This is a genomic window from Shewanella japonica, assembly GCF_002075795.1.
Classification (GTDB): domain Bacteria; phylum Pseudomonadota; class Gammaproteobacteria; order Enterobacterales; family Shewanellaceae; genus Shewanella; species Shewanella japonica.
Genome location: NZ_CP020472.1, coordinates 1,222,693 through 1,249,442 on the forward strand (window position 1 = coordinate 1,222,693; position 26,750 = coordinate 1,249,442).

24 protein-coding genes and 7 tRNA genes are annotated in these 26,750 nt (G+C 42.2%); 11 read left to right on the top strand and 20 right to left on the bottom strand.

The window, feature by feature from the left end; genetic code table 11:
* Positions 1-14 precede the first annotated feature (14 nt).
* The 5 genes from corC to SJ2017_RS05200 form a co-directional block, all read right to left on the bottom strand.
* The gene (corC, locus tag SJ2017_RS05180) at positions 15-893 is read right to left on the bottom strand and encodes a CNNM family magnesium/cobalt transport protein CorC (RefSeq protein ID WP_080915096.1); all 879 of its coding nucleotides are present in this window, start codon (positions 891-893) and stop codon (positions 15-17) included.
* A gap of 51 nt (positions 894-944) precedes the next feature.
* Positions 945-1,427, bottom strand: coding sequence for an rRNA maturation RNase YbeY (gene ybeY, locus SJ2017_RS05185; protein ID WP_055025758.1), 483 nt, complete (start codon positions 1,425-1,427; stop codon positions 945-947).
* Positions 1,417-2,505, bottom strand: a complete 1,089-nt coding sequence (locus tag SJ2017_RS05190) for a PhoH family protein (RefSeq protein ID WP_055025757.1) — start codon at positions 2,503-2,505, stop codon at positions 1,417-1,419. The genes ybeY and SJ2017_RS05190 overlap by 11 nt, the downstream gene beginning before the upstream one ends.
* A gap of 137 nt (positions 2,506-2,642) precedes the next feature.
* The gene (gene miaB / locus SJ2017_RS05195; protein ID WP_055025756.1) at positions 2,643-4,070 is read right to left on the bottom strand and encodes a tRNA (N6-isopentenyl adenosine(37)-C2)-methylthiotransferase MiaB; all 1,428 of its coding nucleotides are present in this window, start codon (positions 4,068-4,070) and stop codon (positions 2,643-2,645) included.
* 92 nt (positions 4,071-4,162) lie between these two features.
* Positions 4,163-4,696, bottom strand: a complete 534-nt coding sequence (locus SJ2017_RS05200) for a hypothetical protein (RefSeq protein WP_055025755.1) — start codon at positions 4,694-4,696, stop codon at positions 4,163-4,165.
* Between the two features lie 217 nt (positions 4,697-4,913).
* On the opposite strand from SJ2017_RS05200, the gene SJ2017_RS05205 reads away from it, so the two are divergent.
* The 11 genes from SJ2017_RS05205 (at position 4,914) to SJ2017_RS05255 (ending at position 10,089) form a co-directional block, all read left to right on the top strand.
* Positions 4,914-6,149 carry an FAD-dependent monooxygenase gene (locus SJ2017_RS05205; RefSeq protein ID WP_080915097.1) on the top strand — a complete coding sequence of 412 codons (1,236 nt, stop codon included), beginning with the start codon at positions 4,914-4,916 and terminating at the stop codon, positions 6,147-6,149.
* Between the two features lie 382 nt (positions 6,150-6,531).
* A complete protein-coding gene (pth, locus tag SJ2017_RS05210) occupies positions 6,532-7,119 on the top strand; it encodes an aminoacyl-tRNA hydrolase (protein WP_055025753.1) in 588 nt (195 codons plus the stop codon).
* A gap of 105 nt (positions 7,120-7,224) precedes the next feature.
* On the top strand, positions 7,225-8,316 hold the full coding sequence (gene ychF, locus SJ2017_RS05215; protein WP_080915098.1) for a redox-regulated ATPase YchF: 1,092 nt from the start codon (positions 7,225-7,227) through the stop codon (positions 8,314-8,316).
* 215 nt (positions 8,317-8,531) lie between these two features.
* Positions 8,532-8,608, top strand: a tRNA-Met gene (locus tag SJ2017_RS05220).
* 119 nt (positions 8,609-8,727) lie between these two features.
* Positions 8,728-8,812 (top strand) — tRNA-Leu (locus tag SJ2017_RS05225).
* 47 nt (positions 8,813-8,859) lie between these two features.
* A tRNA-Gln gene (locus tag SJ2017_RS05230) sits at positions 8,860-8,934 on the top strand.
* A 25-nt stretch (positions 8,935-8,959) separates the two neighbouring features.
* Positions 8,960-9,034: transfer RNA gene (locus SJ2017_RS05235), tRNA-Gln, on the top strand.
* A gap of 5 nt (positions 9,035-9,039) precedes the next feature.
* Positions 9,040-9,116: transfer RNA gene (locus SJ2017_RS05240), tRNA-Met, on the top strand.
* A gap of 105 nt (positions 9,117-9,221) precedes the next feature.
* Positions 9,222-9,306 (top strand) — tRNA-Leu (locus tag SJ2017_RS05245).
* A gap of 57 nt (positions 9,307-9,363) precedes the next feature.
* Positions 9,364-9,438, top strand: a tRNA-Gln gene (locus SJ2017_RS05250).
* Between the two features lie 168 nt (positions 9,439-9,606).
* A complete protein-coding gene (locus SJ2017_RS05255; RefSeq protein WP_080915099.1) occupies positions 9,607-10,089 on the top strand; it encodes a GNAT family N-acetyltransferase in 483 nt (160 codons plus the stop codon).
* Positions 10,090-10,138: 49 nt separating this feature from the next.
* Here the strand turns inward: SJ2017_RS05255 and SJ2017_RS05260 are convergent, their stop codons facing one another.
* The 15 genes from SJ2017_RS05260 to SJ2017_RS05330 form a co-directional block, all read right to left on the bottom strand.
* Positions 10,139-11,101, bottom strand: coding sequence for an AgmX/PglI C-terminal domain-containing protein (locus SJ2017_RS05260; protein WP_080915100.1), 963 nt, complete (start codon positions 11,099-11,101; stop codon positions 10,139-10,141).
* Position 11,102: 1 nt separating this feature from the next.
* Positions 11,103-11,633 (bottom strand): ExbD/TolR family protein, encoded by a 531-nt coding sequence (locus SJ2017_RS05265; RefSeq protein ID WP_080915101.1) that lies wholly within the window; start codon positions 11,631-11,633, stop codon positions 11,103-11,105.
* Entirely contained in the window at positions 11,630-12,178 is a 549-nt protein-coding gene (locus tag SJ2017_RS05270) for a biopolymer transporter ExbD (RefSeq protein WP_055025748.1), read from the bottom strand. The genes SJ2017_RS05265 and SJ2017_RS05270 overlap by 4 nt, the downstream gene beginning before the upstream one ends.
* Positions 12,179-12,182: 4 nt before the next feature.
* Positions 12,183-12,836 carry a MotA/TolQ/ExbB proton channel family protein gene (locus SJ2017_RS05275; protein ID WP_055025747.1) on the bottom strand — a complete coding sequence of 218 codons (654 nt, stop codon included), beginning with the start codon at positions 12,834-12,836 and terminating at the stop codon, positions 12,183-12,185.
* A 102-nt stretch (positions 12,837-12,938) separates the two neighbouring features.
* A complete protein-coding gene (locus SJ2017_RS05280) occupies positions 12,939-13,283 on the bottom strand; it encodes a hypothetical protein (protein ID WP_080915102.1) in 345 nt (114 codons plus the stop codon).
* Between the two features lies 1 nt (position 13,284).
* Complete coding sequence (locus SJ2017_RS05285) at positions 13,285-14,070, bottom strand: tetratricopeptide repeat protein (RefSeq protein WP_080915103.1); 786 nt, start codon at positions 14,068-14,070, stop codon at positions 13,285-13,287.
* Positions 14,045-17,374, bottom strand: a complete 3,330-nt coding sequence (locus SJ2017_RS05290) for a tetratricopeptide repeat protein (RefSeq protein WP_080915104.1) — start codon at positions 17,372-17,374, stop codon at positions 14,045-14,047. Before SJ2017_RS05290 ends, SJ2017_RS05285 begins: the two co-directional genes overlap by 26 nt.
* Positions 17,361-19,673: a tetratricopeptide repeat protein gene (locus SJ2017_RS05295; RefSeq protein ID WP_167692893.1), complete on the bottom strand. Its 2,313-nt coding sequence runs from the start codon at positions 19,671-19,673 to the stop codon at positions 17,361-17,363. The genes SJ2017_RS05290 and SJ2017_RS05295 overlap by 14 nt, the downstream gene beginning before the upstream one ends.
* Before the next feature lie 12 nt (positions 19,674-19,685).
* Complete coding sequence (locus tag SJ2017_RS05300; RefSeq protein WP_174567605.1) at positions 19,686-20,246, bottom strand: AraC family transcriptional regulator; 561 nt, start codon at positions 20,244-20,246, stop codon at positions 19,686-19,688.
* 36 nt (positions 20,247-20,282) lie between these two features.
* The gene (locus SJ2017_RS05305; RefSeq protein ID WP_240433824.1) at positions 20,283-21,440 is read right to left on the bottom strand and encodes a DUF3570 domain-containing protein; all 1,158 of its coding nucleotides are present in this window, start codon (positions 21,438-21,440) and stop codon (positions 20,283-20,285) included.
* Positions 21,427-21,675, bottom strand: a complete 249-nt coding sequence (locus SJ2017_RS05310; protein WP_055025741.1) for a DUF4266 domain-containing protein — start codon at positions 21,673-21,675, stop codon at positions 21,427-21,429. The genes SJ2017_RS05305 and SJ2017_RS05310 overlap by 14 nt, the downstream gene beginning before the upstream one ends.
* A gap of 4 nt (positions 21,676-21,679) precedes the next feature.
* Positions 21,680-22,183, bottom strand: coding sequence for a TlpA family protein disulfide reductase (locus SJ2017_RS05315; RefSeq protein ID WP_055025740.1), 504 nt, complete (start codon positions 22,181-22,183; stop codon positions 21,680-21,682).
* A 93-nt stretch (positions 22,184-22,276) separates the two neighbouring features.
* Entirely contained in the window at positions 22,277-22,948 is a 672-nt protein-coding gene (locus tag SJ2017_RS05320; RefSeq protein WP_080915107.1) for an outer membrane beta-barrel domain-containing protein, read from the bottom strand.
* 38 nt (positions 22,949-22,986) lie between these two features.
* The gene (locus SJ2017_RS05325) at positions 22,987-23,799 is read right to left on the bottom strand and encodes an SH3 domain-containing protein (protein ID WP_080915108.1); all 813 of its coding nucleotides are present in this window, start codon (positions 23,797-23,799) and stop codon (positions 22,987-22,989) included.
* 52 nt (positions 23,800-23,851) lie between these two features.
* Complete coding sequence (locus SJ2017_RS05330; RefSeq protein WP_080915109.1) at positions 23,852-26,563, bottom strand: HzsA-related protein; 2,712 nt, start codon at positions 26,561-26,563, stop codon at positions 23,852-23,854.
* Between the last annotated feature and the right edge of the window lie 187 nt (positions 26,564-26,750).

Genomic DNA, 26,750 nt, shown 5'->3' on the forward strand with positions numbered 1-26,750 from the left:
TTTTAAACACAGTGTTAGTCGTCGTTGTCTTCTTGAAGTTTAGGATCAGGTAACTTCACACTAAGCTGAATGAGTCGTCGAGTATCAGCGTTAGTGACTTTGAATTCAATGCCTTCGATTAACACGCTTTCATTACGCTCTGGTAAATGACCAAAGGCATGAGACACTAAACCACCGACAGTATCGAACTCTTCGTCGCTGAATTGGGTACCACAAGCTTCATTGAATTCATCAATGGGCGTGCGGGCTTTAACCATAAACGCTGTGTTACTGATCTTCTTGATTTCCGTATCTTCCACTGAGCTATGGTCAAATTCGTCTTCAATTTCGCCGACGATTTCTTCCAAGATATCTTCAATGGTGACTAGACCGGATACGCCACCGTACTCATCAACCACAATGGCCATATGATAACGTTGGGAGCGGAATTCTTTTAGCAGCACATCGACTCGTTTACTTTCTGGGACAACTACAGCAGGTCGAATGACTTGGTGTAATGAGAAAGGTTGGTCGGATTGCTTAAAACCATATTTGAGTAGATCTTTTGCTAACAAAATACCTTCAATATGATCTTTATCTTCGTTTACTACGGGAAAACGAGAGTGCGCTGATTCGATGACTGTTTCAAGTAACTCTTCAACAGTACTATCGATTTGTAATGTGACTATTTGGCTTCGAGGGATCATAATATCGCGAACGCGAAGACCCGATACTTCTAAAACACCATTCATCATTTCGCGAGTATCTTCGGTAATGAGATCACGCTCTTCAGCGCCTGCAATCACATCAACAAGATCTTCACGATTTTGAGGTTCGCCCTGAAACAACTGACCTATTTTGTCAATCCAGTTTTTTTTACGGGCGCTGGTACTCGGTGGGATGTCGTCACTCATAATATTTTACTAAATCGCTGGAGGGCACTTTCATGCAATCCTTTGACTTATTTATGCTTCCTTATACGGATTTGAAAAACCTAAACCTTCAATGAGTTGAGTCTCTAATGACTCCATTTCTTCGGCTTCACTGTCGATAATATGGTCATAACCTAGCAAATGCAAGCAGCCATGAATAACCATATGAGCCCAATGTGCAACAAGGGGCTTATTTTGTTGTTTTGCTTCGAGTTCTACGACCTCAGCAGCAATGATTAAATCACCTAAAAGTGGCAATTCTACCCCTGGTGGGGCATCGAAGGGAAACGATAAAACATTTGTTGGTTTATCCTTGCCTCGATAAGTATGGTTGAGCTGCTGACTTTCAGTATTTTCGACAATACGAATCGTCAATTCAGCTTGTGCCATTGTGTTACCAATTGCGGTGCGAACCCATAATTCAAACTCTTCTTGTGTCGGAATAGCTTGTGGGTCATTTACCGCAATCTGTAAGTCTACATCTAGCTCCAGTTTCGTGCTTTTCTCAGAGCTCATTTTTAACGACCTCAGTAGCATGATTTTCTTGCGTCATTTGTTCGTTAAATGCTTCTTGTCGCTTTTTGTACTGGCGCTCTTTTTCTGCTTTTATTGCTAGCTCTTTACTGTCGAAGGCATCATAGGCTTCAACAATTCTAGCAACAATTGGGTGACGCACAACATCGTGTGACATGAAAAAGTTAAAGCTGATGTCATTCACTTCGCTGAGCACTTCGATAGCTTGGCGTAGACCAGACTTTTGGCTACGAGGCAAATCTATTTGAGTAATATCACCTGTGATAACAGCGCGAGAATTAAAGCCGATACGGGTTAGGAACATTTTCATTTGTTCAACCGTTGTATTTTGGCTTTCATCCAAAATAACAAACGCATCATTTAAGGTACGGCCTCGCATATAAGCAAGTGGCGCGATTTCAATAATGTTGCGCTCAATCAGTTTTTCAACTTTTTCAAATCCGAGCATTTCAAATAATGCATCATAAAGCGGGCGTAAGTAAGGGTCGACTTTCTGGCTTAAATCACCAGGCAAGAAACCTAACTTTTCACCTGCTTCAACCGCTGGTCGAGTTAGCAAAATACGGCGGACTTCTTGGCGCTCAAGGGCATCAACGGCTGCAGCCACGGCTAAGAAGGTTTTACCCGTACCAGCAGGACCAATACCAAAAGTAATATCATGCTTGGCAATATTGGCCACATAATTGGCTTGGTTTGGATTTCTTGGCTTGATAACACCGCGTTTAGTTTTGATGTGCAGGGCACTGTCTTCACCTGAGCTTTCAGCTTCAAGGTTGATGACTTCTTGTATGGCTAAATGCACGCGCTCAGGTTCAAGATCAGGGGTGCTGCCTTTAACCGTTTGCGTTTCAATATATAACTGCTTGAGCAAATTATTCGCATTAAATGCGTTGCGTGGTAGGCCTACAATCTTGAAATGATTGTTTTTGTGGGCAATTTCAACCCCTAAACGGCGCTCAAGTTGTTTAATGTTGTCATCATAAGGACCACATAATGAGGCCAACCTTCGAGTCTCTGAGGGCTCAAGGTACAAATTCATGGTTGTTACTTTAGTGGACAAAAATATTGCTCCAAAACGAGAGTTTATTAACAATCAATCTACGAGTGTAAACGCTAAAATACCACGCTATGATGGTAAAAGCATAATAAAGGCGGCTCAAGGCCGCCTTTATTAACAAAACATAATCTGATTAATGATTAGTTTGGAGTGAACTGAGTCACACCTAAATCATCATCGGTTTTATGTTTAGCCAAAATATCTGACGGGCGTAAACTACGACGTAAATCCATTTCGTCTTCACCACGGACAAATACGCCACGTAATGAATTCGTGTAAACGTCAACGATTTCAACATCAACAAAGCCACCAATGCACTTTGGATCGCCTTCAAAGTTAACGACACGATTATTTTCAGTACGACCACGAAGCTCCATTGGATTCTTTACAGATGGACCTTCTACCATAATACGTTGCACTGTACCTAGCATTTGACGGCTGTAACGCATCGCTTGTTGAGTAATACGGTCTTGTAAAATCGCTAGGCGCTGTTTTTTCTCTTCCATGGATACATCATCAGGCAAGTCCGCTGCTGGAGTACCAGGACGTGCACTGTAGATAAAGCTGAAGCTGTGATCAAAGCTCACATCTTCAATTAACTTCATGGTGTCTTCAAAGTCTGCTTGAGTTTCACCTGGGAAACCAATAATAAAGTCAGAACTGATGTGAATATCAGGACGGGCTTTACGTAAGCGACGGATGATTGACTTGTATTCAATCGCCATATGGCCACGTTTCATGTTAGTTAAGATGCGATCTGAACCTGACTGAACAGGTAAGTGCAAGAAGCTCACTAATTCAGGTGTATCTTCATAGACATCAATAATGTCTTGTGAAAACTCGATAGGGTGACTTGTGGTAAAGCGAATACGATCGATGCCATCAATAGATGCTACTAAGCGAATGAGCTCTGCAAAGGTGCAGATTTCATCATCGTGAGTTGGACCACGGAATGCATTAACGTTTTGGCCAAGTAGGTTTACTTCACGTACACCTTGCTCCGCGAGTTGTGCAACTTCTAGAATCACATCATCGACAGGGCGGCTGACTTCTTCACCACGTGTGTATGGCACAACACAGAAAGAACAATATTTACTGCAACCTTCCATAATGGACACGAACGCCGTTGGACCATCAGCTTTAGGCTCAGGTAAACGGTCAAACTTTTCGATTTCAGGGAAGCTCACATCAATAACGGCTTTATCACCGTTATTGATTTGGGTAATCATTTCAGGAAGACGGTGCAAGGTTTGTGGGCCAAAAATAATATCAACACACTGAGCACGTTCTTTAATTGCTTTACCTTCTTGCGACGCAACACAGCCGCCAACACCGATAATTAAATCAGGTTTTTTATCTTTTAAGGTTTTCCAGCGACCAAGCTGATGAAACACTTTTTCCTGTGCTTTTTCACGAATTGAACATGTGTTTAGTAGCAGTACGTCTGCTTCTTCAGCATCCTCAGTCAAGGTATAACCTTGATAATCGTCCAGCAAATCAGCCATTTTAGATGAATCGTACTCGTTCATCTGACAGCCCCAGGTTTTTATGTGCAGTTTTTTACTCATCAGTTACGCCGTTCTATTACCACAGAAAAATAGCCGAGTATTTTAACTGCACAAAGGCTCGCTGGCTAGCCTTTGTGCACATCTTGTTAGCATTATTCTGAAATGGCGAATACCCCTATTTTTTCAGGGTATTTATCTTGCTGTGCTAACTCATTTGATTGATTAGCAAAAAAGCCAAAATCTTCGGCCATCGCTAAATTATCTAAACGTGCTTGAAGCATGACCTTTTGATTTAAATCAGCATGCAATCTTGATGAATGGGTAAACTCTGCTGCTAAATTGACGAATTCTTGTTCGTCATCAGCAAAAAAACCGTATCTTTTTGCCAAGGTGACATTGTCTTGGCGAGCTTGGGCAATAATTTTCTGGCCTAGCTCTCGATTAAAGCCAGTGAGCATTTCCGTGGTTTGCTGATATAAGGCATAATCAAATGGCGTGCGATAGATGACAGTGACGGTTTCCATTGGTTGTATTTGCGCATGAGATGCAGCAGAAAATAACCCAGTGACGGCCAATATAGCGCTCACTAAAACGCGGGTTATTTTTTTTACATTAAACGCCAATGACGTTGTCGAAAGTTTGGTGCTAATTTTTGTAGAATGTACGTACGTGCTGTTAGTAGACATAGTATCCTCTCTTACCTTGGCATGACAGAAGTGGTGCAAGGTGTTTTCATTAGACAGTTTGAGTATAAGAAGAGGTTTACTGGTTAATATGTCACCATTGTAAGCAGGTGTTGCTCAAAGATTGTCTAGCAACATATCGACACGATTAAGCGATTTTAGACACGTTTGCACATATTTAACTAAAACAAGTGTGACGTGCGATGAGAAGGGTTTAGTAATGCAAGATGCAGTTCAAGATACGGTTGAAGGCAGTGACCAAAGTCAAGAGATTCAACATGATGTAGTGATTGTTGGTGGCGGCATGGTTGGGGCTGCTGTTGCTGTTGGCTTAGGGCAGTTAGGCTTAAATGTTGCAATGATTGAAGCTTATCAACCCAAGGCCTATGAACCAGAACAAGCGCTGGACCTTCGAGTGTCAGCAATTAGTGTCGCCTCTGAGCAATTGCTCGACCGTCTTGGTGTGATGGACACCTTATTATCATTACGTCATGTGGCATACAAAGGCTTAGAAACTTGGGAGATGGATGATTGCATCACTCAGTTTCATGCGGACCAAATAGATGAACCGCATTTAGGTTACTTTTTTGAAAATCGCTTAATTCAACTGTGTCTATGGCAACAAATTGAGACGATGGACAATATCACCTTATATTGCCCCAACAGTGTAAGTCGATTTGAACGAATTAGCTCAAGTGAAGCAACACAAGTTAAAGTCAGTCTTGATTCTGGTGCTGAGCTGATGGCAACATTGGTTGTGGGGGCCGATGGGGCTAACTCACAAGTCCGTCAGTGGGCAGGTATTGGCATTACAGGTTGGGATTATGCACAATCAGCCATGTTGATTAATGTTGCCACAGCGACTGAGCAACAAGATGTCACATGGCAACAATTTACACCTCATGGCCCACGTTCGCTTTTACCTTTACCAGGTAAAAATGCGTCATTAGTTTGGTATGACAGTCGCAGCCGAATTAAGCAATTAATGCAACTCAACCCTGTGCAACTTGCCGAACAAATCAGACAGCATTTCCCTGAGCGGTTAGATAGTGACTTTACCGTTATCGACAGAGGCAGTTTTCCATTAACACGTAGACATGCACAATCATATTATCAAGACAATGTGGTCATATTAGGTGATGCAGCACATACCATTAACCCACTTGCGGGGCAGGGGGTGAATATTGGTTTTAAAGATGTTGATGTATTGATTGCGACGATTGCTGATGCAATTGGCAACGATAAACCTTGGTGGACTGGAAGCGTGTTACAGCAATATCAGTGCAAACGTTATAACGACAATTTACTGATGATGTCTGCGATGGATGCATTTTATGCTGGTTTTAGTAATAATTTATTGCCGCTCAAATTATTAAGAAATGGCATGTTAAAGCTAGCAAACCATGACAACCCAATCAAAAAGAAAGTCCTTAAATATGCATTAGGCTTAGCATGACCGATATTGTGACTAGCCATACCCACAGATCTGAATCATTAATTAAATAATGTTGTCGAATGAAGTGCCTGAAAAGTTCAGGCACTTCTAATTTTAAACATCTATCTTCTCGTTTTCTCCTGCTGTTTTTCTTCTTACTAGGCACAGCCTTTGCGCCAATAGCCAGTTTGTGGCAATAAAATTAAACGCGCTCGTCAGTAAAAGCAGCCGCTTAAAGCCAAGTTATTATCTTGAGTTTAGGTTAATTAGCACAGGGTATTTGTTGAGTTCTGTTTTGAGTGTTAAAATGCCGCGCTTTAGCGCAATCAGATCATTGTCAGTGTGTTTTTGTACTTTGATTTGTTGTTCGCGCGGTATTATTTTCGCTAAAAAATGAGTACTAATGAGTCAAATTAAACTAATTGTCGGCCTTGCAAATCCGGGCGCTGAATACGCGCAAACTCGTCATAATGCAGGTGCATGGTATGTGCAGGAACTCGCACGTTTATGTGGCGCTACTTTAGTACCTGATAGCAAATATTTTGGTTTAACCGCGAGAGTGACCATTGACGGTAAAGATGTCAGGTTATTAATTCCGACAACGTTTATGAATTTAAGCGGTAAGTCAGTGAGTGCATTAGCTAACTTTTTTAGAATTACCCCAGAGCAAATTTTAGTTGCACATGATGAGCTGGATATGGAGCCGGGAGTCGCTAAGTTCAAACTTGGTGGCGGTCACGGTGGCCATAACGGTCTAAAAGACATCATTGCGAAAATGGGCAACGATAAAGGCTTCCATCGTCTTCGTATCGGTATCGGCCATCCTGGTGATAAAAATCGTGTCAGTGGTTATGTGTTGGGTAAAGCGCCCGCAGTAGATCAAGAAAAAATGAACGCAGTAATAGATGAAGCAGTGCGTTCAACAGAGATTTTATTTAAGCAAGATATGGCGAAAGCCATGAACAGATTACATACTTTTAAAGCTGAGTAAGGATTAATACCGTATCAACGGGCTAATCGTCATCGGTTTTAAGATGATTATTGATATTCACTGCATCAGTGTTGATGCAGTTCAACATAGATAAAGGTAACAAATATGGGTTTTAAATGCGGCATTGTTGGTTTGCCAAACGTTGGTAAGTCAACACTATTTAATGCGTTAACTAAAGCAGGAATTGAAGCAGCTAACTTCCCGTTTTGTACCATTGAGCCTAACACTGGTGTTGTACCAGTACCGGATTCTCGTTTAGATAAGCTTGCTGCTATTGTTAGCCCTGAGCGTATTTTACCAACGACAATGGAATTTGTTGATATTGCAGGTTTGGTTGCTGGTGCATCTAAAGGTGAAGGCTTAGGAAATAAATTCCTAGCTAACATTCGTGAAACTGATGCGATTGGTCATGTGGTTCGTTGTTTTGAAGACCCAAACATTGTTCACGTTGCTAATAAAGTTGATCCAGCTGGCGATATCGAAGTGATTAACACTGAATTAGCCTTAGCTGACTTAGACAGTTTAGAGCGTGCTATTACACGTCAACAAAAGCGTGCTAAAGGTGGCGATAAAGAGGCTAAGTTTGAAGTTGAAGTGCTTGAGAAAATGCGCCCAACGCTAGATGAAGGCCAAATGCTGCGTTCACTTGAGCTAAGTAAAGAAGAGCTAGCATCTATTGCTTACCTTAACTTCTTAACACTTAAGCCTACTATGTATATTGCTAACGTGTCTGAAGATGGTTTTGAAAACAACCCACATTTAGATGCAGTAAAAGCGATTGCAGAAACAGAGAATGCTGTTGTTGTTGCTGTTTGTGCGGCGATTGAATCTGAGCTTGCAGAAATGGACGCTGAAGAGCGTGATGAGTTTATGGCAGATCTCGGTTTAGACGAGCCAGGCCTTGATCGTGTTATTCGTGCAGGTTACCAATTACTGGATTTGCAAACTTACTTTACCGCTGGTGTAAAAGAAGTGCGTGCTTGGACTGTGCCAGTTGGCGCAAGTGCTCCACAGGCTGCTGGTGTTATTCATACTGACTTTGAGCGTGGCTTTATTCGTGCACAAGTGATGAGTTATGATGACTTCATTGAGTATAAAGGTGAAGCTGGTGCCAAAGATGCGGGTAAATTACGTGTCGAAGGTAAAGGTTATATCGTTAAAGATGGCGATGTAATGCATTTCTTATTCAACGTATAAAAGCGATTTTCAAACTATAATAGTGTGAAGATTGTTTAAAAAAGGGATTGAGGTTAACTTTACTAAGATATTTTGTCGATTTGACGCTCAGTTTGGTGAACTTATAGCCGAACAACAACAATTGATGAAAATAGCTAAAAAAAGCAGTTGACCTCGATACCCTGAATAAGCATAATACGCCCCGTCCTCACGACGAGGGCAAGTAAGAATAAAGTGGCAATGTAGCTCAGCTGGTTAGAGCACAGCACTCATAATGCTGGGGTCGCAGGTTCAAGTCCCGCCATTGCTACCATCTTCTCTAGATGTAAATTAAGAGATTGCTGGTTAGTTAAAGTATGACTTTAGAAATATGACCAGCTACCTTCTCAAGGTTAAATGAGCATCGTGTTCTGGATGATAAACAGAGTCTGTGCGGGAGTGGTGGAATTGGTAGACACGCCAGATTTAGGTTCTGGTGCCGCAAGGTGTGAGAGTTCAAGTCTCTCCTCCCGTACCATTATTAAGAAAATTGGCTTATAGCGAGTTTTCAAAAAAGCTTTAGATTGGGATATCGCCAAGTGGTAAGGCACCGGGTTTTGATCTCGGCATTCCCAGGTTCGAATCCTGGTATCCCAGCCATTTTAAAGTAAGTAGTAAAGATTATTGGGATATCGCCAAGTGGTAAGGCACCGGGTTTTGATCTCGGCATTCCCAGGTTCGAATCCTGGTATCCCAGCCATCTTTGGCAATGTAGCTCAGCTGGTTAGAGCACAGCACTCATAATGCTGGGGTCGCAGGTTCAAGTCCCGCCATTGCTACCATATTTAAAAGGTAGAGTAGAGGGAAACCCTAAACTACTTAGTTAGAAAAGCAAGAAACAGCGTTTACTCATGATTTAAATGAGTTTACTCTGGTAAAAATTTGATGCGGGAGTGGTGGAATTGGTAGACACGCCAGATTTAGGTTCTGGTGCCGCAAGGTGTGAGAGTTCAAGTCTCTCCTCCCGTACCATCAAATTTTCTTCAATATGTACATCTTCCTAGTTTAAGAGTGACATATCCAAGTTTTTGGGATATCGCCAAGTGGTAAGGCACCGGGTTTTGATCTCGGCATCCCCAGGTTCGAATCCTGGTATCCCAGCCATATTTAACCTTACGGTTAGAGCAAAAGCCCGTCTTATGACGGGCTTTTTGTTGCCTGAAATTTAATATCAGCGTTATGCTTGAAGCACTCTAGTGCTTAACAATGGCGCTTTGATTATTCAGAACCCTAACGGCGTTTGTTATTAGCGAGCTATCTTTAGAGAATGTGATGCAGATAAACAAGATTGAACCATCAATGTGGCAAGCGATTTTTGAGTTACAGTGTCAGGTCTATACTGAGATTGAGCCAGAAAGTTTGCAGGTGTTAAGAGGCAAGTGGCTACATTCGCCTCACTGCTGTTTTGTGCTGCAAGATAAAGCGGATAACATCATTGCTTACTTGCTCGCTCACGAATGGCACGATGAAACGCCTCCTAAGCTTTATCAGCCTCTTTTAAATGAAAATAAAGGGGATAGACTGTTCTTACATGATTTAGCAGTTTCTAAAGCACTTAAAGGCAAAGGCGTTGGTAAAAAAATGGTAACCCAGTTAATTGATATTGCTAAAGCTGGTCATTACCAACACATTCAATTAGTCGCGATTCAACATTCAGTGTCATTTTGGCAGAAAATGGGCTTTAGCATTGATGTAAATAATGTCGCCAGTGAGACTTATGGCAACAATGCGCAAGTGATGGTGCTAACCCTATAAAAAAATACGGCCTATTGGCCGTATTTTTGTTTGTCGTTAATGCGATTAACTAGCTGGGTAAGAAGTCGATGGCCCAAATTGTCGTCATGGTCGCTACATCCTCAGCAGAAAAGCTGATTGAACGTAAAACAACCTTTAATTGGCGTTCTAATTTCGGGTTATTTAATTGGCTCGATTGAATATCGACACGACTAATGCTGCCGTTTGGTTGAATTTCAATTTCGAACATGACTTTACCTTTAAGAAAAGGATCTTTTCTCAAAGCGCGGTTATACAGTGCATACAATCGTGCTTTGTTGGCCTCAAGGGTACGCCTTAACGCCGCTTCAGAACGCTGACCTGCAGAACTTGCTTCACGATCAATTTCTGCATTCGCCCCTGCAACTGCTAATACCTCTTCTTCAGCTAACCGTATTTGCTGGGTATTTTTAGTGCTAATCGCATCAGATACCACGGTTTGCTGCACGGTCGAAGTCGATAAGCTTTCACTTTGTGTATTAGCCGCTGCGGCAAGTAATTTGCGTTTTACTTTCACTTCTTGGGCTTGGTTTTGCTCAAGGTTACTTTGCGCTGCAGGTTTAACATCAAAAGCTTCACGCATCGAAAAAAGCTCATCTTTCATGGCTGCAAGGCCTGACTTTTGTGCTTTTTCTTTTGCTGCCTCTCGAGTTGTTGGTTTCACCTTTGGTGGTTCTTCCACTTTCTCGACAGGTTTTTCTTCGAGTTTTTCTGGTTCGGGTTCTGGGATAGGTTCCTCTTTTGGCTTTTCAGGTACTGGAAGTTGTTTTTCTTTCAGCATGATTTTGGCCAGTTGAGGTGGCAATTGCTCTTTGACTTCCCTTGGCACTTCCACTTGCTCTAAAAAAGGGACACCAATACCAAAGATGACATAAACCACCAGTAACAAAATTAAGATTTGTTTAAATAATCTATCTTGTCTACTTGGTTTAAACATATCACCGATATCAGAAAAGCTATTATCACTGCTATGAGTAAGGCTTGCTGTGGTCATATTAGCCCTCACTCTGTGTTTTACTGGCTTGTCGCTCAACAGCGAGTGACATATTGCGATAGCCTGTTTCAGCACATGCAGCCATAATTTGTTTCAACACTAGGTAAGGCGTGTCAGAGCCTCCTATGATGGTGACCGCTCGTCCTTTTTCCTTTTCGGACTCTGTTAATTCAACACGCTTGCTGGCTTGATAGGTCAGCTCTGTGGTGATAGCGGCAATAAATTGCGCATTTTCTTGTTCGCTAAAATTGGGTTTATCGTCAGAGTTTTGCCACACTGCACGCTCTTGAATGAGCACAGTGTCTGGCAATACAGTGATAACCAGGTTCTCAACAGGCAGTTCTTCGGCAATCGATACTGGCAATTTTATCTTTTCGATATTTTGCAATACCCGCACTTCTGATTGGTTCACAATCAAAAAGAAAACCAAGATTGTGAAAATATCCATTAATGCGACAAGATTAAGTTTACCGCCAGCTTTAAAGCGCTTGTGGTGCTTTGCAAGACGCTTAGCTCTTGAAGATTGCTTCATGGCTGGCCTCCTGCGGTTGTACTGCTTGCACTTTGCTCAAGGCTATTTTCTGGGGCGTCGCCTAATGAAATAAGCGGAAATAACTCAGCATCCACTAAATTGGCGGCAACCACAGCTTTATAAGATCTAACGGTATCCATTGTCGTGACGATGGTTTGGTAATCCACATTGGGCTCAAGCAACAACACGATATCTCTTTTCTCAATGGCTTGTTGTTGAAATGTCAGCTTCAAATCTTGTAAATATACAGATAATGCCTTGAAGTCATAGCCTTCGTCAGTTATTTCAAAACGTTTAAGTAAAATACCCGCAGGGTAGTTAAGGGTTAAGTGATTCGAGGTGATCACCAGCTCAAGTACCTTAGGTTCTTGATCTTCATCAGCTTGCTGAGATTCTGCAGACACAGGTAGTTGCAGATTTAAAATCCGCACTTGTGAAAACACTAAACTAAGCAGCAATACTGGCACTAACACGATCATCAAGTTCATAAACGAAGTGATATCGAGTTCAGCGTCTTCGGTATTGGGGCGACGACGGCGTCTCATAGTATTAGCCTCGATCAGAATCCGTATGCTTATTAAATGACAAAGAGTTAAGTAACTTAATGCCTGCCATTTCAATTGAATCTACAATCGTTGCTGTTTTCGTTTGCAGGGTTGAGTGGAATAAAATCAATGGGATAGCTGTGATCAAGCCAAATGCTGTGGTGTTCATTGCAACTGAGATACTTGATGATAGTAGATTGGCTTTTTCTGCTGGATCGGCACTTGCCACGGCAGAGAATGCCGCGATTAGGCCCATAATGGTACCGAGAAGACCGAGTAAGGTGGCGATATTGGCTAACGTTGCAATGAATGGTGTGCGCTTTTCTAGCCTCAGCATGTATTCCATGATGGTTTCTTCCATCGCATATTCCACATCTTCACGACGATCAGCTTGAGAGATACGAACAATCCCTGATTGGAGGACGTCAAATACTGGCGCTTTATTGTTTTGTGCATGTTGGCTGATGGTTGCAACGTCGCCTTTTTTTAATGCCTCTTTAATCAGTGCAAAGGCTTTTTGATTTGTGCGATGTGCTGAACTTAAATATAACCAGCGTTCAATCGTGATCGCTAAACCTACCACGAGCACTAATGCGATAGGGTAAATGAATGGGCCGCCATTTTGTAAAAATGCAATGATATGGTCGGTAAAACTCATGATATTTTCCTTTTTATTGAGTTGAACGAATAGTTCTTATTAACTCGTCCTAATTGTTTTGAATCGTTAGTTACGTGTTTTCGGGTAAATTTTTATTATTGATTAATCGTTATTGGTCTTACTCTTGTTAAGGCTGAACTCTCTTACTTGTTGCTGAAACTGCTTCGGATGTATCGGGTTAAATTCAGGTAAGGTGACTTGCATGTCAGTATCCTGAATCGCAACTGGATTTGTAATCCCTTGCCAAGGCATGATGTAGAGAACTTTGGGTTGCTCTTGCGTGCCGGTCACCTTGGTTTCAATCAGTACGGGGTTATTGGGCGAGCTAGCAGGTTCGGCCGCATGTGTTTGAATTGCTGATAGGCAAAAAATACAAAACAATCCACCATTACGCAGCATTGAGCTGATAAAACGCTTGAGTGTTGCTGAAGGAATAAATGCCGACATATTAACTTTCTCCTTCAGGCAAGGTTAAGCCTGCACGCTGAATTTTAATTTCTAAGCCTGCCAACCAACGTTGAGCAAGTTGATCATCTGGTTTTAAGCGTAAATAAGATTGGTAATAGTGGCGAGCATCTAGCAATTTGCCTCTATAAAGCTCCAGTAAAACCGCAAGGTTAACTTGCGCTTCTGGGTAATTAGGCCAAATTTCAAGTGCCGTTAAGTAACCTTGTTCAGCTTGTTCAAACTTGCCTTGGGTTTTGGCTATGTTGGCTTTGATTTGATGGGCATAAGGGTTAGTTGGGTTGGCACTAATGGCATTGGCTAAATGTCCGTTAGCTTTATCTAACTGGTTTTGATTGAGGGCAATAATAGCTTGGTTAACATAGGCACCTGACAGTTGTGGTTCTGCGTTAATGATTACAGAAAACATCGCATCCGCTTGTTGCCATTCCTGTTGCTTCATTAACGCTATCGCCTGCTGATATTGCTCTAATACAGAGGTTGGAACGTTTGCTAGCTTTTGCTTAGCCTCTGCTTCATAAGCATTCACTTGGCTTGTTGCTGAGCTTGTTTGTAATGATGACTCTATCGATGCTTGGGCACCATTTGTGGTGTCTACCAGCTCAACTAATGCTGCCGAATCACTTTCTAACTCAGTGATGTTGTCGTTTTGGCTTTCTGCAACTTGAGTGTTGCTACATCCTTGTATTAAAGCAAAAAAGCTTAACCATAGACTTTTTCTAGTCATACAAATAAGCGGCGCTTTAATGAATCGCTTCAATAACATCATGAGTTACCTCCGGTTTGTTATATAAGGCGGGGGATAATTCAGTGAGTGTGGCAAAGCTTTTACCTACCCATTGGTCGTATATATTTTGCCAAGCACGTTGCGAGTTACTGATGTGGATCTCAATCGCTTTTTCTTCAAATGGGTAGGCCAATTCTTCTAACAAGATTTCATATTCTTCTAGTGCCAGTTCATCTAAATCTGATGGGCGCTCAGAGTCCATAACATCGGCCGCCAGTTGACGATACATCTCTGCAAGTTCATAAGTGGCTTGGGGCACATATTGTGCTTGCTGGAAATCTAATACTTGCTGGTAATAGTTAATTGCAAGTTTCATTTCATCTTGTTTACGTTTTAACGTCTTGTTGAGCGGCGCTGTTAGCTTAATGGTTTTAAATGTTTGCTGATGAGCTTTGGCAAGCGAAATTGCAGCAATGGAAGCGATAACGACCTCACGATTGCCAATAGCTAAAGCTTGATGGCGCTGTTTTTTGTCGGCGCTGAGAATTTGGCGATACCAATAGTATTCTTTGTTCGGTTCATTGGATACTTGGTAAAAGCCACTCATTTTTAGGCGTACTTCTTGGGCTAAATCAAACGGCTCAGGGTAAGTTCTAGCGTAGGTTCTGAAGGTTAAACGGGCTTTTTCGGTATTGCCTGCCTTTAGGTAATACTCTGCAGCTGTGTACTGGGCTTCACGTTTTAATTCAGTTGAGGGCTGATTAGCAACGATAATCAGCAACTGCTCTGCGGCAAGCTCCCATTCTTCTAATGCTTCGTAAGATTGCGCTAATTTAGCGGGGATCGTGGCGCTAAATTCATGGTTTGGATATCGCTGCTGAAAGGGCACTAAGACCTCAATAGCTTGTTGCCATTTTTGTTGGGAAAGCAAAATATTGGCAGCCTCAAACTGGCCGTTTATCGCATATGGTGACTCTGGCACTCTGGTACTGATCCGTTTCAAATCCTTAACGGCTAAAGCTGGGTTTTCCGCCTTATTGGCTTGGGCTTGAAAGTAGATACTGGATGCCAATAAATTGCGTATTTCTGTTTTGGCTTTATGCTGCTGTGGCTTTAGATTTGTGCTGGCATTGAGGTAATTCAGGGCGATGTCGTAAGCCGATTCAGCCTGAATATAGTGTGATTGTTGGTACAAACTATGGGCGTACAGTTGGCTGACAACTTGTACTTGTGTTAATGCAACACTTGATAAGGCTTGCCCGTGACGCAAGTGATTACTGACTTGCGAGTTATCGTAACGAATAAGCCTGCTCTCTGGCTCGTTTCCAGCTTGTTGATTTACCACTAGCGCAGCATGCGCATTTTCTTCGCTGTCATTTTTGTTGCCGATATTACTATTGCTATTTGCCTGATTAATCACTTTGTGGCGCAGTAATACAAATTGACTGAACTGGATTAAATCATCAAATTGCTTGGCGTTAAATGCATACTGTGCGCCATCGGTAGCAAGCTCTAACGCGCGTTTATCAAGTGGGTGGTTGGCAATAAATAGCTTATCTAAGCGGGTTCGCTCCGAGATGATGGATTGTCTTTTTGACTGACTTATTGGTGTTATTTCAGCGCCTTTTACCACTGACTCATCATGTTGTGACAATATGGCTCGGATGGTCAACGTGGTCGCGAATGCCGCTTTTTGCTGTAAGGCAAGTTGCTCTGCAGGTAGGGCGAGCGCATCTTTTTGTGCATAAGCGATAGCCTCATAACTGATTAATGCTTGTTTAAATTGCTGCGCTTCATAGTTTGCATCAGCAAATAGATACTCGTCACCGTGAATAGGTTTTGTCAGTAAAGATTTAGCTTGTGGCAACTTAGCAAGTTGTAAGTAAACACTTAAAGCACTTGCAGCGGTTTTAAATCCATCTATGCGAGCTTGCCCAGGTGGAAGTTGTTGTGCACTGGCATACAGGCGACGACTGTGCTCGTCACTGAAGGCTAATAAATGCGGTAACACTTCTTGCTGCTGTGCGGTATTAGCGTGAGTCCAAAATTGGCTAGATAAGCCATATTGTTCAACGTACTGATTTTTAAGACGGTGCATCGAGGCGAACTTGCCTTGCTGTTGATATAAATCCAGCAAAGCTAATGAGTAACGCGCAGCCCAAATGTTATTTTTGTCAAATTCAATATAAGTTTGATAAGTCAGCTCTGCGTCATGCTGTAGCTCTTTTTTAAGTAAAAATTTGGCCAAATTATCAAACAGTACATGTTGATATATCGTCAGGTAAGGGGATGACTTTTGTTGGTTTACCAAGTTAAGCAGTGAGCGAGATTGCTCTTGTTGAGACAATGAAATACTCAGTACGCGTTGCGCATCGATAGCCAGATTTTGGTAGCGGCTTGCTAACTTGTTAAATTCAAAACTGGTTTGGGTTAACTGTTCATTATCAGTACTAATTAATTCTTCGTTTGCCGCAATGATGTTATCAAACACCTGCAAGAATTTTGCATCCGCTTCGGGTAATCGATTGAGCTTAAATAGCGCCCAACCCGACATGTAAATACTATTGATGAGATATTTATCATTGTCGTTTGCCGACTCTACTTGCTGATAAGCTTGAATCGCAGCAGGGTAATCTTGCAAGTTGTAATAAATCTCACCACGGCGGAAGTTGAGTTCTGCCCGATATTGAGTATTAGGGTAGCGAGTCAGTAATGACTCCATTTCGATCAAGCTTGCATCTATCTCACCCTGCACATCGAGTGCTTTCGTAAGTTGGTACTGCAAGTGTTCATTCTCGGCTCTATCTGGGTAACGGTTCAGTAATACTTGGTATTCTGCAATAAGCTTATCGAGCTGTTGATCATTGTGTTTTAGCTGAGTTAACGCCAGCTGCTCAGCTTCTTGCGCCGACACGTCAGTCTGTTGACTGACAACTTCATCAAAGGCTTCGCCAAACATTTGTTCTTCTAAATGTTCTGATTTGATTTGAACTAAGCGATATTCAACATGAGTTCGCACTTCTGGATCTGGCTCTAACGTCAGTAGTTGCTGGTAAATTAATGCTAACTTCGCTTTTCGCTGAGCTTGGCTTAATTGCTGTTTTTCATAGTTTACTTGAGGCTGGCTATTGGCTAAATCTGTCAATGTTGGTCGCTGTTGTTTGCTTGACGTTGGCGACTCATCGGTTAGCTGGCAACCCGCTAGACTGATTAACACTAAGCAACTTACCAATCGAGATACACCAAAGCGTTTAGGAAGAGTTAAGGCCATATTGCTACCAAGGCTTGAAACATTGCTAGTGTCAGAGTTGTTGGCTTGCAAAGCGAGTGGGTTAGTGCGCTGCATAATGCTTCTCCACTTGCTCGAAATGAGCAGTCAATGAACTCAATGGAGAATGCTCCTGTTGGTGCATGAGCTTAGTTGTGTTCAAGTTATCAGAGGTAATCGCTTTGCTCGGTGTTATATCTTGCTGGCTCATTCTTTCCAGCACCGCTGCCATTTCATGGCGTGAAGTCAGCAGTAACTGCGTTAGCTGTTGACGTTGATTTTGGGTAAATAGGCGCAGTTTTTGTTGAATTGTTAGCTGTGTTTTGTGACTTGCTTGCTTGATGTTACGCGTAATATCTTCGATTTGTTTGGCTAAATTCTGCTGACGGATAGCATACTCAGTGGCGCCTTGTTGAGATTGCGAGACTGATTTAAAACGAACATATTGAGCGTTTAATGCTTGTAATTGGGTGTCGATGTCTTTTAATAGCTTTTTGTGTTGCCATAAACGTGGAATAAAAGATTGTTGCAGCTGCCAATTCAGCGCACCTTCTACTCGTGTTAGTCGGAGTAAATCATCTTCTGTGTCACGTGTTGAGGCAATGTTAGCAAGTGCTTGTTTGCTTGATTCAATCCGCTGTAACCATGCTTGTTCGGTACTATTGGCAAACAGTTGCATTTGCTGGAAGGTAATTTCATCGACAGGAACATCGACAGCTTGGATTTGTTTGCTAAGTTGCTGCTTGCGTTCGGTTAGTTGGCTAATTAGGTTTTCATAATCGCTTAATTGCTGTTGAGCTAACCTTTTTTCTCTACGCTGCTTATTTAAATCGATAGTCTCAGCGAGCCAGTCACTTTTACGTTGTTGCTGAGTAAGGTTCTGTTCCAATAGGGATAAACTGGCTAATGTCGTAAAGTCATTTTTCAATGCATTGTCTGTTAGCGCTTTTTCAAGCCAAGGCTGCTTTTCGAGTGCTTCAGGGCTTAACCCTTGCGGGGTTAATGCGCTTTGCATTATTTGGCTTGTGTTAAAGCGAGTTTCTAGTGCTGCTTCAAAAGCGTCTAATTGTGCTAATTGTTCAAGATAAAGTGTTTCTGCTTCTTGGTAGCTTGTTAGACTTTGTTCAAGGCTTTGTTGCTCTCGAACCTGAGCGGCCAGTAATATTGCCGATTGCCAACCCATTAAAGAATAAGGATATTGGCGTTTTAGGAGATCCAATAGCGCTAATGAAATGGGATATTGCTGCAATTGCTGTGCTGAAAATGCATATAAAAATAACGCTGATTCGGTATAAGGACCCTGTTGGGGAAAGTCTTTTAATTGTGTAAATGCTGCTTGATATTGACCTTGTTTGACATACGTCTGCGCTAATAACAGTTGCGCATAATCATTGATCGCTTGTTGCTGTACTTGCTGATCAGATTCTTGGTCTGTAACGCTTTTGGGGCTGATTTCGTTATTTTCAGCTGTCATTGGAGCGGTAAGTTCTGAAGGCGTTTTTTCAGTGAACAAGCTTTGCCAAAAGCCCGTTTCAGTTTCAGCCAAAGGCATATTTTTTATTGTAATGAGCAGGGTTTCAGCTTGTTGAAACTGCTTTTGTTCAATGAAATGCAGCGCTTGGTTTAGCATAACGTAAGCCGATAACGATGAAGAAGCTGACTGGTTATCAGTTGGGTTATCGTGATTGATAGAATCAGACGCATTAACACCACCCGCAACCTTTGCCATTATGGCAGGCTCGTTAGGCCAATAAGCCAGTTGGTTAAGAATATGGTATTGCTCAATATAGCTGTGAGGGACTTGGCTAATACGCTGCAACGTTTGCTGCGCTTGGTATGGCTGACCTTGCTCTATTTGCTGCTCTGATAATTGCAATAATGCAACTAACTTGAGTTCAGCGGGTGAAGTATTTTTTTGAGACTGAGAAGACGTTTGATTGGCTTGGTTTTTGTTGCCAGTTAACGCTTGCTCAATTGCCAATGTTTGCTCAAATGAAGATAAGGTGCGAGTCGCTTTTTGATGAAGACCAACTGATACTTGTAGCCCAGCTTCGAACAATTGACTTTTAGCAGTATCGGCATCAAATCGTTGTCGGTTAATGCTGACTTGCCTTAACGCTGCTTGATAATCGCCTTCAAAGTAGTAATACAAGGCTTGGCGATAAAGTTTATTGCGCAGTACTTGGTTTGCTTGAGTCGTGACTTCAGTATTAGCAGTGGTCACCGTGCTTACTTCAGTTGCTGAAACACTGTTGCTGCAGCCAATAGCGAATGTCATCAGACACAGTAGCGACAAAAACTTCGTTTTAGCTGGTTTATTTCGCTCTGGATGACGATATTGTTTACTAATATCGGCGGCTTGGGTTCGTTGAAGCACTGGTATCATCTGTTATAAAACCCATTCTTCAACGCTAATATCAGCTCGGTAACTTGATTCGCTGTCTTCAAGCTTTAATTCAACCATGATGGTTTCATCTGTCTTTTCAAAAGGGTGGTTGACTGCTCTTTGTATCGTGCGTCCTTCTGCATCAATGCCGGTGAATATTGCTGTTAATTGATGCTGGCCAGTTTTTAAATTGCCCATATATAATTTTTGAATGCCGCCTTTTTCAAGGGCGCGGCGCTGACGCTGGGTATATAAAAATCCAGCCACATCTTGGTTATTTATTTTTAGCTCGACGCTATCTAAGGTAAAAAAACGTCCAACATCCACGGAGACAAAGACTGCTATTTGCGTGCTGGCAGGGAAAAGTAAATCTTCTTCTAAAATAAACAAATCACGATTGAGTTGAATGACCTGGCTTTTAATATCTTCAAGTTCGCTACCAATACTGCTTTGCGCTTGTGAGGCATCAGCCGCGACGACTGGCGATACTGAGATACATAAGCTCAAAAAGAGCGCGTACAGTGCTCGTTGAGATAAGCTGAAAAATTGTTGTGTTCGTTTCATATTATTGCCTTGGACGCAGTGTTGAGTTGCGTACTACTAAAAATAAATACTGTAAAAAGCACGAATGACATTGGCTGAAAAGCTATAGAATGGCTCATTACCGACACCACCTTCAGCGGTAGGATCTCTGAAGTTGCTATAGTCAAAGGTAATGTAATCCCATTGCAGGCTGGCCTCTGAGCGGTTATCTCCAAAGGACAGGCTTTCAGGCATTAAATAAGTCACGCCTAAACCTAAGGTTAAGTCATTAAAATTACTAAGCTCTTTATCTCGAGCGAGATAATTCTGGGCATCTTGATAAGGGAACAGATCACTATAAAACTCAGCTTGAGTTTGTTGGTAATAGCGCACTTTAAACTCCAGCTCTAAGTAGTCACCAATCGGGTGACGATAGCCAAGCTCCACATCATTGGCATTGATTTCCCAGCTATCATTAAAGTATCGGTAGTGAAAAAATAGCGCTGCACGATAGGGAAGAAAGTAACTGGCTGACAATTTACTCGAAAAGGAGTTACGGGTTTCAGGGTACACTTCGGATTGATAGCCTACCCCTGAAGGGCTGGTAGTATCGATAAAACGTACTGTTCTATATGGGTTATTAAGGTAGCCTTCATCGGCAATTGCTTCAAAATTAAGTTGTGCAGTTAAGTTACGGGTTAAAATCTGACTTATGCCCGCACGAATTCGATATTGTTGGCTTTGCTCTTCAAATAGGTCATCACCGTTTCGGCGAATTTCATTGTCACCGTAAGACACTCCGAGACTAAGATTGGTTAAGTCGCCAAAGGTATCTTGCGAAACGTTAATACTAAAAGACTGGGCAAGGTAATCGTCTTCGTCACTTTGCCTAGCATTAAACGTCATTAGGGTTTTGTCATTTAGGTATTCAACACCAATTTGACCTTCATGACGTTTTTCAGTGTAAGGGCTGGCAGTACTGAGTACATCCACTGACGCAGAAGAAATACTGTCTAGATAATAATAACCTGTGAAAGCTAATGACTCGGAGGCCTTCTTTCGCAGCAGCACAGAAGGACCGTCAATTTTCATCCCGCCGCCTTCGTAACTATGATAAAGCGCATCGGCTCTATCTGGCTCTAAAACAGCCGCCCATGATAAAGGGACATTTATGCTAACGAGCAGCAATGTGATTAGCTTACATACTGTAAGGTTCATTATTCTAGTTACAGCCACAACCACCGCCTCCCGTACCTTCAGCGCCTCTTGCTGATTCACGCGCTTCAAGCACATGAGCTACATGCATATTGGCAATTGGGTGGCGACCAAAACGCATAATAGGGTCGGCTAAGTTTTGGCGCTCGTAAGGTTTTACCCAAGGCTCTATATCAAGACTAGAGCAAGCTGAGAGCGTTAATAATGAGCTTAATCCCGCACTTAACATGATGAGCTTTGTCATAGAAGACTTCATAGCGTTACTCTCTGATTAGTTTCTTAATAGCTGCGGCGTACTTTTTCTCATAGCCGTCTTGATAACCTAAGAAAACGTATCGTACGACACCATCACGATCGACCATCACAGTGGTTGGCATAGCTTTCACGTCATAGGTTTCTGAAAGGGAGTTAGTTTCATCAAAAAAGATAGCAAAGCTTAAATCTAAGTCTGCTAGGAAGTCTTTACCGGCTTGGTTTTCTTGCTCGACATTAATCCCCCAAACTGCGACACCTAAGTCTTGGTACTTATCTTGTAATTTTTGCAGTACGGGCATTTCTTTACGGCAAGGTCCACACCAAGAAGCCCAGAAATTAATTAAGATAATATTGCCACGCTGCTCAGACAGCTTTTGGTTCTCGCCTTGCATATTTTTAAGGGTGAAATCTGGTGCAACTTGCCCCGTTGTCACCGCATTTGCTTGCGCGGTAAGTCCCAGCGTCGCAGCCAATACTAAGCTTTTAAGGCTTTGATTTAATTTAAACATTAATAATCCTTTATTGTTTTTATTCTGTCTTTCACTGCCTGTTATTGTTCGTTACTCAGTTGCTTATTGCGCTATGTAAACAATAACCTCAGGTTAAAAGTAAACGGCTATGCCGGTTGCAAAGGTCAAGTTATGAGTCGTTTTACTTGAGCCAGTGATTTGGGTGTCAAAAATGTAGTCACTCATGGCCAGATCCCAAGCAACCCAATCAGTTAAAAATACTCGATAGTTAGCAGTTAAGTTGACAGTAAACTGTTCATCACCAGCAAACTCAGTGCTGCCGCCACCTAATTCAAATGAAAAGACACTGTTGAACACTAAGTCTTCACTGAAAAAGATTTCGCCAGGTAGAAAGTTATACCCAATATTCAGCCCGTAATAGCGCATTTCACGTTCTTCATCTGTCAACAGTGGGGCTGTATTAGCTAGCTTTTCAAAACTGGTATCACCGCCTTCAGCTATGGCGTAACGGGCTTTGACATAAAAGTGTTCACTGATGTGGTAGCCTAAATGTGCACTAATCCAAGGGCTATTTTCGAAGTCTTCAATCGACATTAAGCCGCCTTGTAAACCGATCTCGAAATTTTCGGTATCTAATACATCGTCCAACACTTCACGACGCTCAATATCGGCTTTAACACCAACACTGTTTGGGTTTTCTTGAGCTAAGGCTCCAGCGCTGAAACTGAGCCCTAGTGCCAGCAAGCAATAAGTGAATCGGCTTTTCAAAGCGGTTTTAGCACGGCTTGTTATTGTTGTTTTCATTGCTACCTTCATGACGACTTTGATGTTAATTAATATGTTTAGAAAAATACGCTAAAACCGAGTTGCCAAGATTGCAGTTGCTCATTTTCATCTCGGTCGGTTAATGCCAGAGAAAACTTATATTCAGCCCGTAAAATAAAGTTACGGCCTAAGTGATATTTAAGGCCTGCTGCCGCACTCATTAAGGTGTTTTCACGTGATTGTGAATCTGCAATAACACTGTGAGGGCTAGTTTTAATAATGCCACCGCCAACACCAATATATGGACTAACTACCCATTCAGGAAAAGGATGGCTAATTAACATGGCTTCGAATAAATCACTGTCAGATATACTGCCAAGTGCTTTACCAGCTGATATTTCAGCGCTAAATACAGGGGTAAATACATAGCCGATTTGGATGGTGTAAAGGTTTGCACCTTCAAAATCGCCGTACATTACCCCGGCTTCCCAATCTCGACTAAGGTATGCATCAATCCCGAGCTGTGTTTGTTCAACGGCTTGTCCATGTTGACTAAAACCGAACAAATCATCTTCGTGAAACCAACCTTCAACCCCACGTTTGTCACGCACTTTTATCCAAGCCGTTCGCTTGACTAACACGGTCACTTCTTCACTTTGTTCTACCACATGCACTACAGGGTAGCCTGCGCTTGGGCCTGAATGTAGCTCGATAAAAGGCACGTCTATGGTCAATGTTGCTGCTGTATTTGTGTCTTGGTATGAATCGACTGTGGTGTCACGTTCAGGAATGGAAGTAGGCTCAGCCGCAAGGGCATAGCAAGGAAGCATCATTGCCATAGACAATAATATTGGGCTTAACCACTTCATGGTAAATGGATAATTAAACATGGTTTCCTTGTTGTAACATCATCATTCCTTTATGTGCTGTTGTCAGTGTTTACTACTCTTGTGTATAAAAAGGGGTGTTGTAATATTGCGCCCCAATATCTATCCACTCAGCGATTAATTTGAGTTCGTCGGCAGACAGCATGTTTTGATGAGTGACATCATTCATGGTGTCAAAAAAGTTGCTGCTAGCGCTTGCGCCGTTAGTTGACATGATGGCTGGCACATTTACTGTCGTCATAACCGGAATTGGGTTACCTTCAGCATCAAGAATAAGCTCACCTTCGCTATCAACTTGATAGACAATATTGCCATCAGCGTCGAGAGCCACGACTAAGCGATCGACGATAATGCCATCAATGTCTTCTTGTTCGACATCATTGAAAAACAATTCTCGATAGCTAGTAAAGTGTGCAGGTTGGTCAGTGGACGGCGTTGCTACTAATTCAAGCTGCCCAGCTGGTACTTGGGCAAGGTTATTGTCATCAACAATGCTATGGCAGCTAGTGCAGGTGTTATCAGCAAGAACTGCTAAAGTCGTTTCATCTATTGCAAGACGCTGCAAATCCCACAATGGCTGTATATGTTCTTCATAGTTAATCTGAATTCGGCAATAAGCATTCCAATTGTTAAAGCATTCACTACCATTTGGCGCTGGTGTAGCAAGGTTTTGGTAGGAATAATCTGTACTGGGATTAACCGTAGATAATGCGGGGTTGGTCCAACGATCTTCGTAGGTTAAGTTAGCCGATAACTCGGCGATACCATTAACCATAGCATCAGCTTGAGCCATGGTTTGCCCTTGAGTGGGAATGATGTTTTGTGTGGCGTTTGTAAAAGCTGCACCGCCCGTTGCTCCGGGGTTAATTGATTCAGCTTGCGCATCATAACGGCCGTGGGGTAATTGACTGTTTGCAGTATGACAGCCTTTACATTGCAGTGTTTCACCCGGCTTTAAACTAATCCATTGGCTATGACGGCCACCAATACGTTGACCAGATGCATCCAATACGCTGATAGCCAAAGGAACATTAGCTGGGACTTTAATTTTTACAGAGCCATCAGGTTGTATTGGCGTGTAACCAATAATTTCACGCATTAGCTGATTGCGACTACGACCAAAATCTGTATTAGGAATATCTCTGACTTCATCTGATGGCATAGGCACGCCACGAACTACTTTCAAAAAACGTGCAGGTAGCTCAGTTGCACGTGTTTGGGTTGGATCGCTGAGTTGGCTAACCCCGCCTAAATTGGCACTACTGTCTTGACCGTCAAAGTCATACACACTGCGAATATCAATGGCTGCTGCCAGCTCTTCGTGTAGTTGCGCATCAAGTTCATTGCCGATCACTTTATTGGCTATAAATGTTTTTGGCTGTGAACTCGGTTGCATGACTAAGGCTTCAGTAATCACTTTTCCTTCTTCACTATCAGCGACTAATTGCTGAGTTCCATCGGCATCGTTTAATAGCCAAAGCTCGTACAAGGGATCGGCAAGTTCTAGTGCGGGATCCAATAACTGTTCATCAGTTAGCTGCCCGCAAGCACGAATTTGCTCTTCAATCACGACACGGCATAAATCCCAACTTAATAAATAGCGCTGACTATTATCAGGTAGTGGCGTTAAATGGGTTAATCGTCCAGAAGGAGAAAGGTTATCTGAGAAGTTAAAGTTAAACTCGAAACTGAATGCTAAATCGTTAATGGCACTATCGTTAGCACCAGACGCAAAGGTTGGCTGTTGGTTATCAGTAAACTCTTCGATATTAATCACCACAGGGCGCTTTTGGTAGCTGGTTTCGTCTTGTGAAGAGAGTAAAAGTAAGATCTCACCATTCGGCAGCTGTTGTGGTTTAACAAATTCGATGAGTTCATCTTGCTGATCGAAGGCTACTTGATGTGAATGCCAGCCAAACATCAACTGATTATCGGTGCCATCAGGGTTCATTTCATACAGGTTTATGCCCTTATTGCCGCCCATATTATCCCAGCGGCTGTACAAAATTTTACCGCTTTGCAGCACTAATGGGTGTGTGTCGTGGCTTAAATTAAAACTCAATTGCTCTATACCGCTACCATCGGCATTCATCACATGAATATTGAAGGTTTCATTATCTCGGCTTTCATCTAGGGCGGTGTACTGGGGCTTACCTTCATCTAATAAAATCGCTCTAGATAAACGCTGGCGAGTCGAAGCAAAAATGATGCGGCCGTCAGGTAAAAACGATGCCATGAGATCGTCACCTTGCTCAGCAGTGGTATCGCTGACAATCACTCGTTCAAGAGTTTGTGTTGCAAGTTGATAACGCCAAATATTCCAACTCGGTTGGTCCATTTCATCCGCATCTTCAATTTCAGGCGCTCTAATTGACACTAAAAATTGTTGGCCATCATCTGAAACTGACAAATCTCGAATATCAATAGCCTGAATGGTGTCAGCAGGTGCATCTTCTGGCAGTAAATCAGCAAATAACTGGGCTGATATGTTAGTAGTAGGGGAGTCGCTAAAGGCATTTCGTTTGACGAAAAGCTGCGCGCCGGGATTAAACTGAGCGGGGTGGCGAGAATCAAAACTGGCAGGTTGAGCACCTTCATCGCCATCTAAAGCGGCAAGATCACGCTGAATATAAATAACAGGGTATTCAACTAAAACAGGATCAGCTTGCTCGTCCTTAATGGCTGTATCGGTATTACATCCTGTAAGATAAAAGAAGGCCAGAATGATATAGACGCACTTCCCTGCATAGCCCCAAATTGGCCTCATTTATTACCCTTAATACGCAATTGTTATTATTGTTATTGTTACATAGTAAAAATGTAATAATTCTTGACATTATTGCCGCCTAGTCTCAGTGTTTCAATACTTTTTAGCAAAAATTATTTTGCCAAGTAAAAAATAAAGTTAACAAAATAAAAACAACAAGCTTTATGATTTTAGAATACTCGATCAT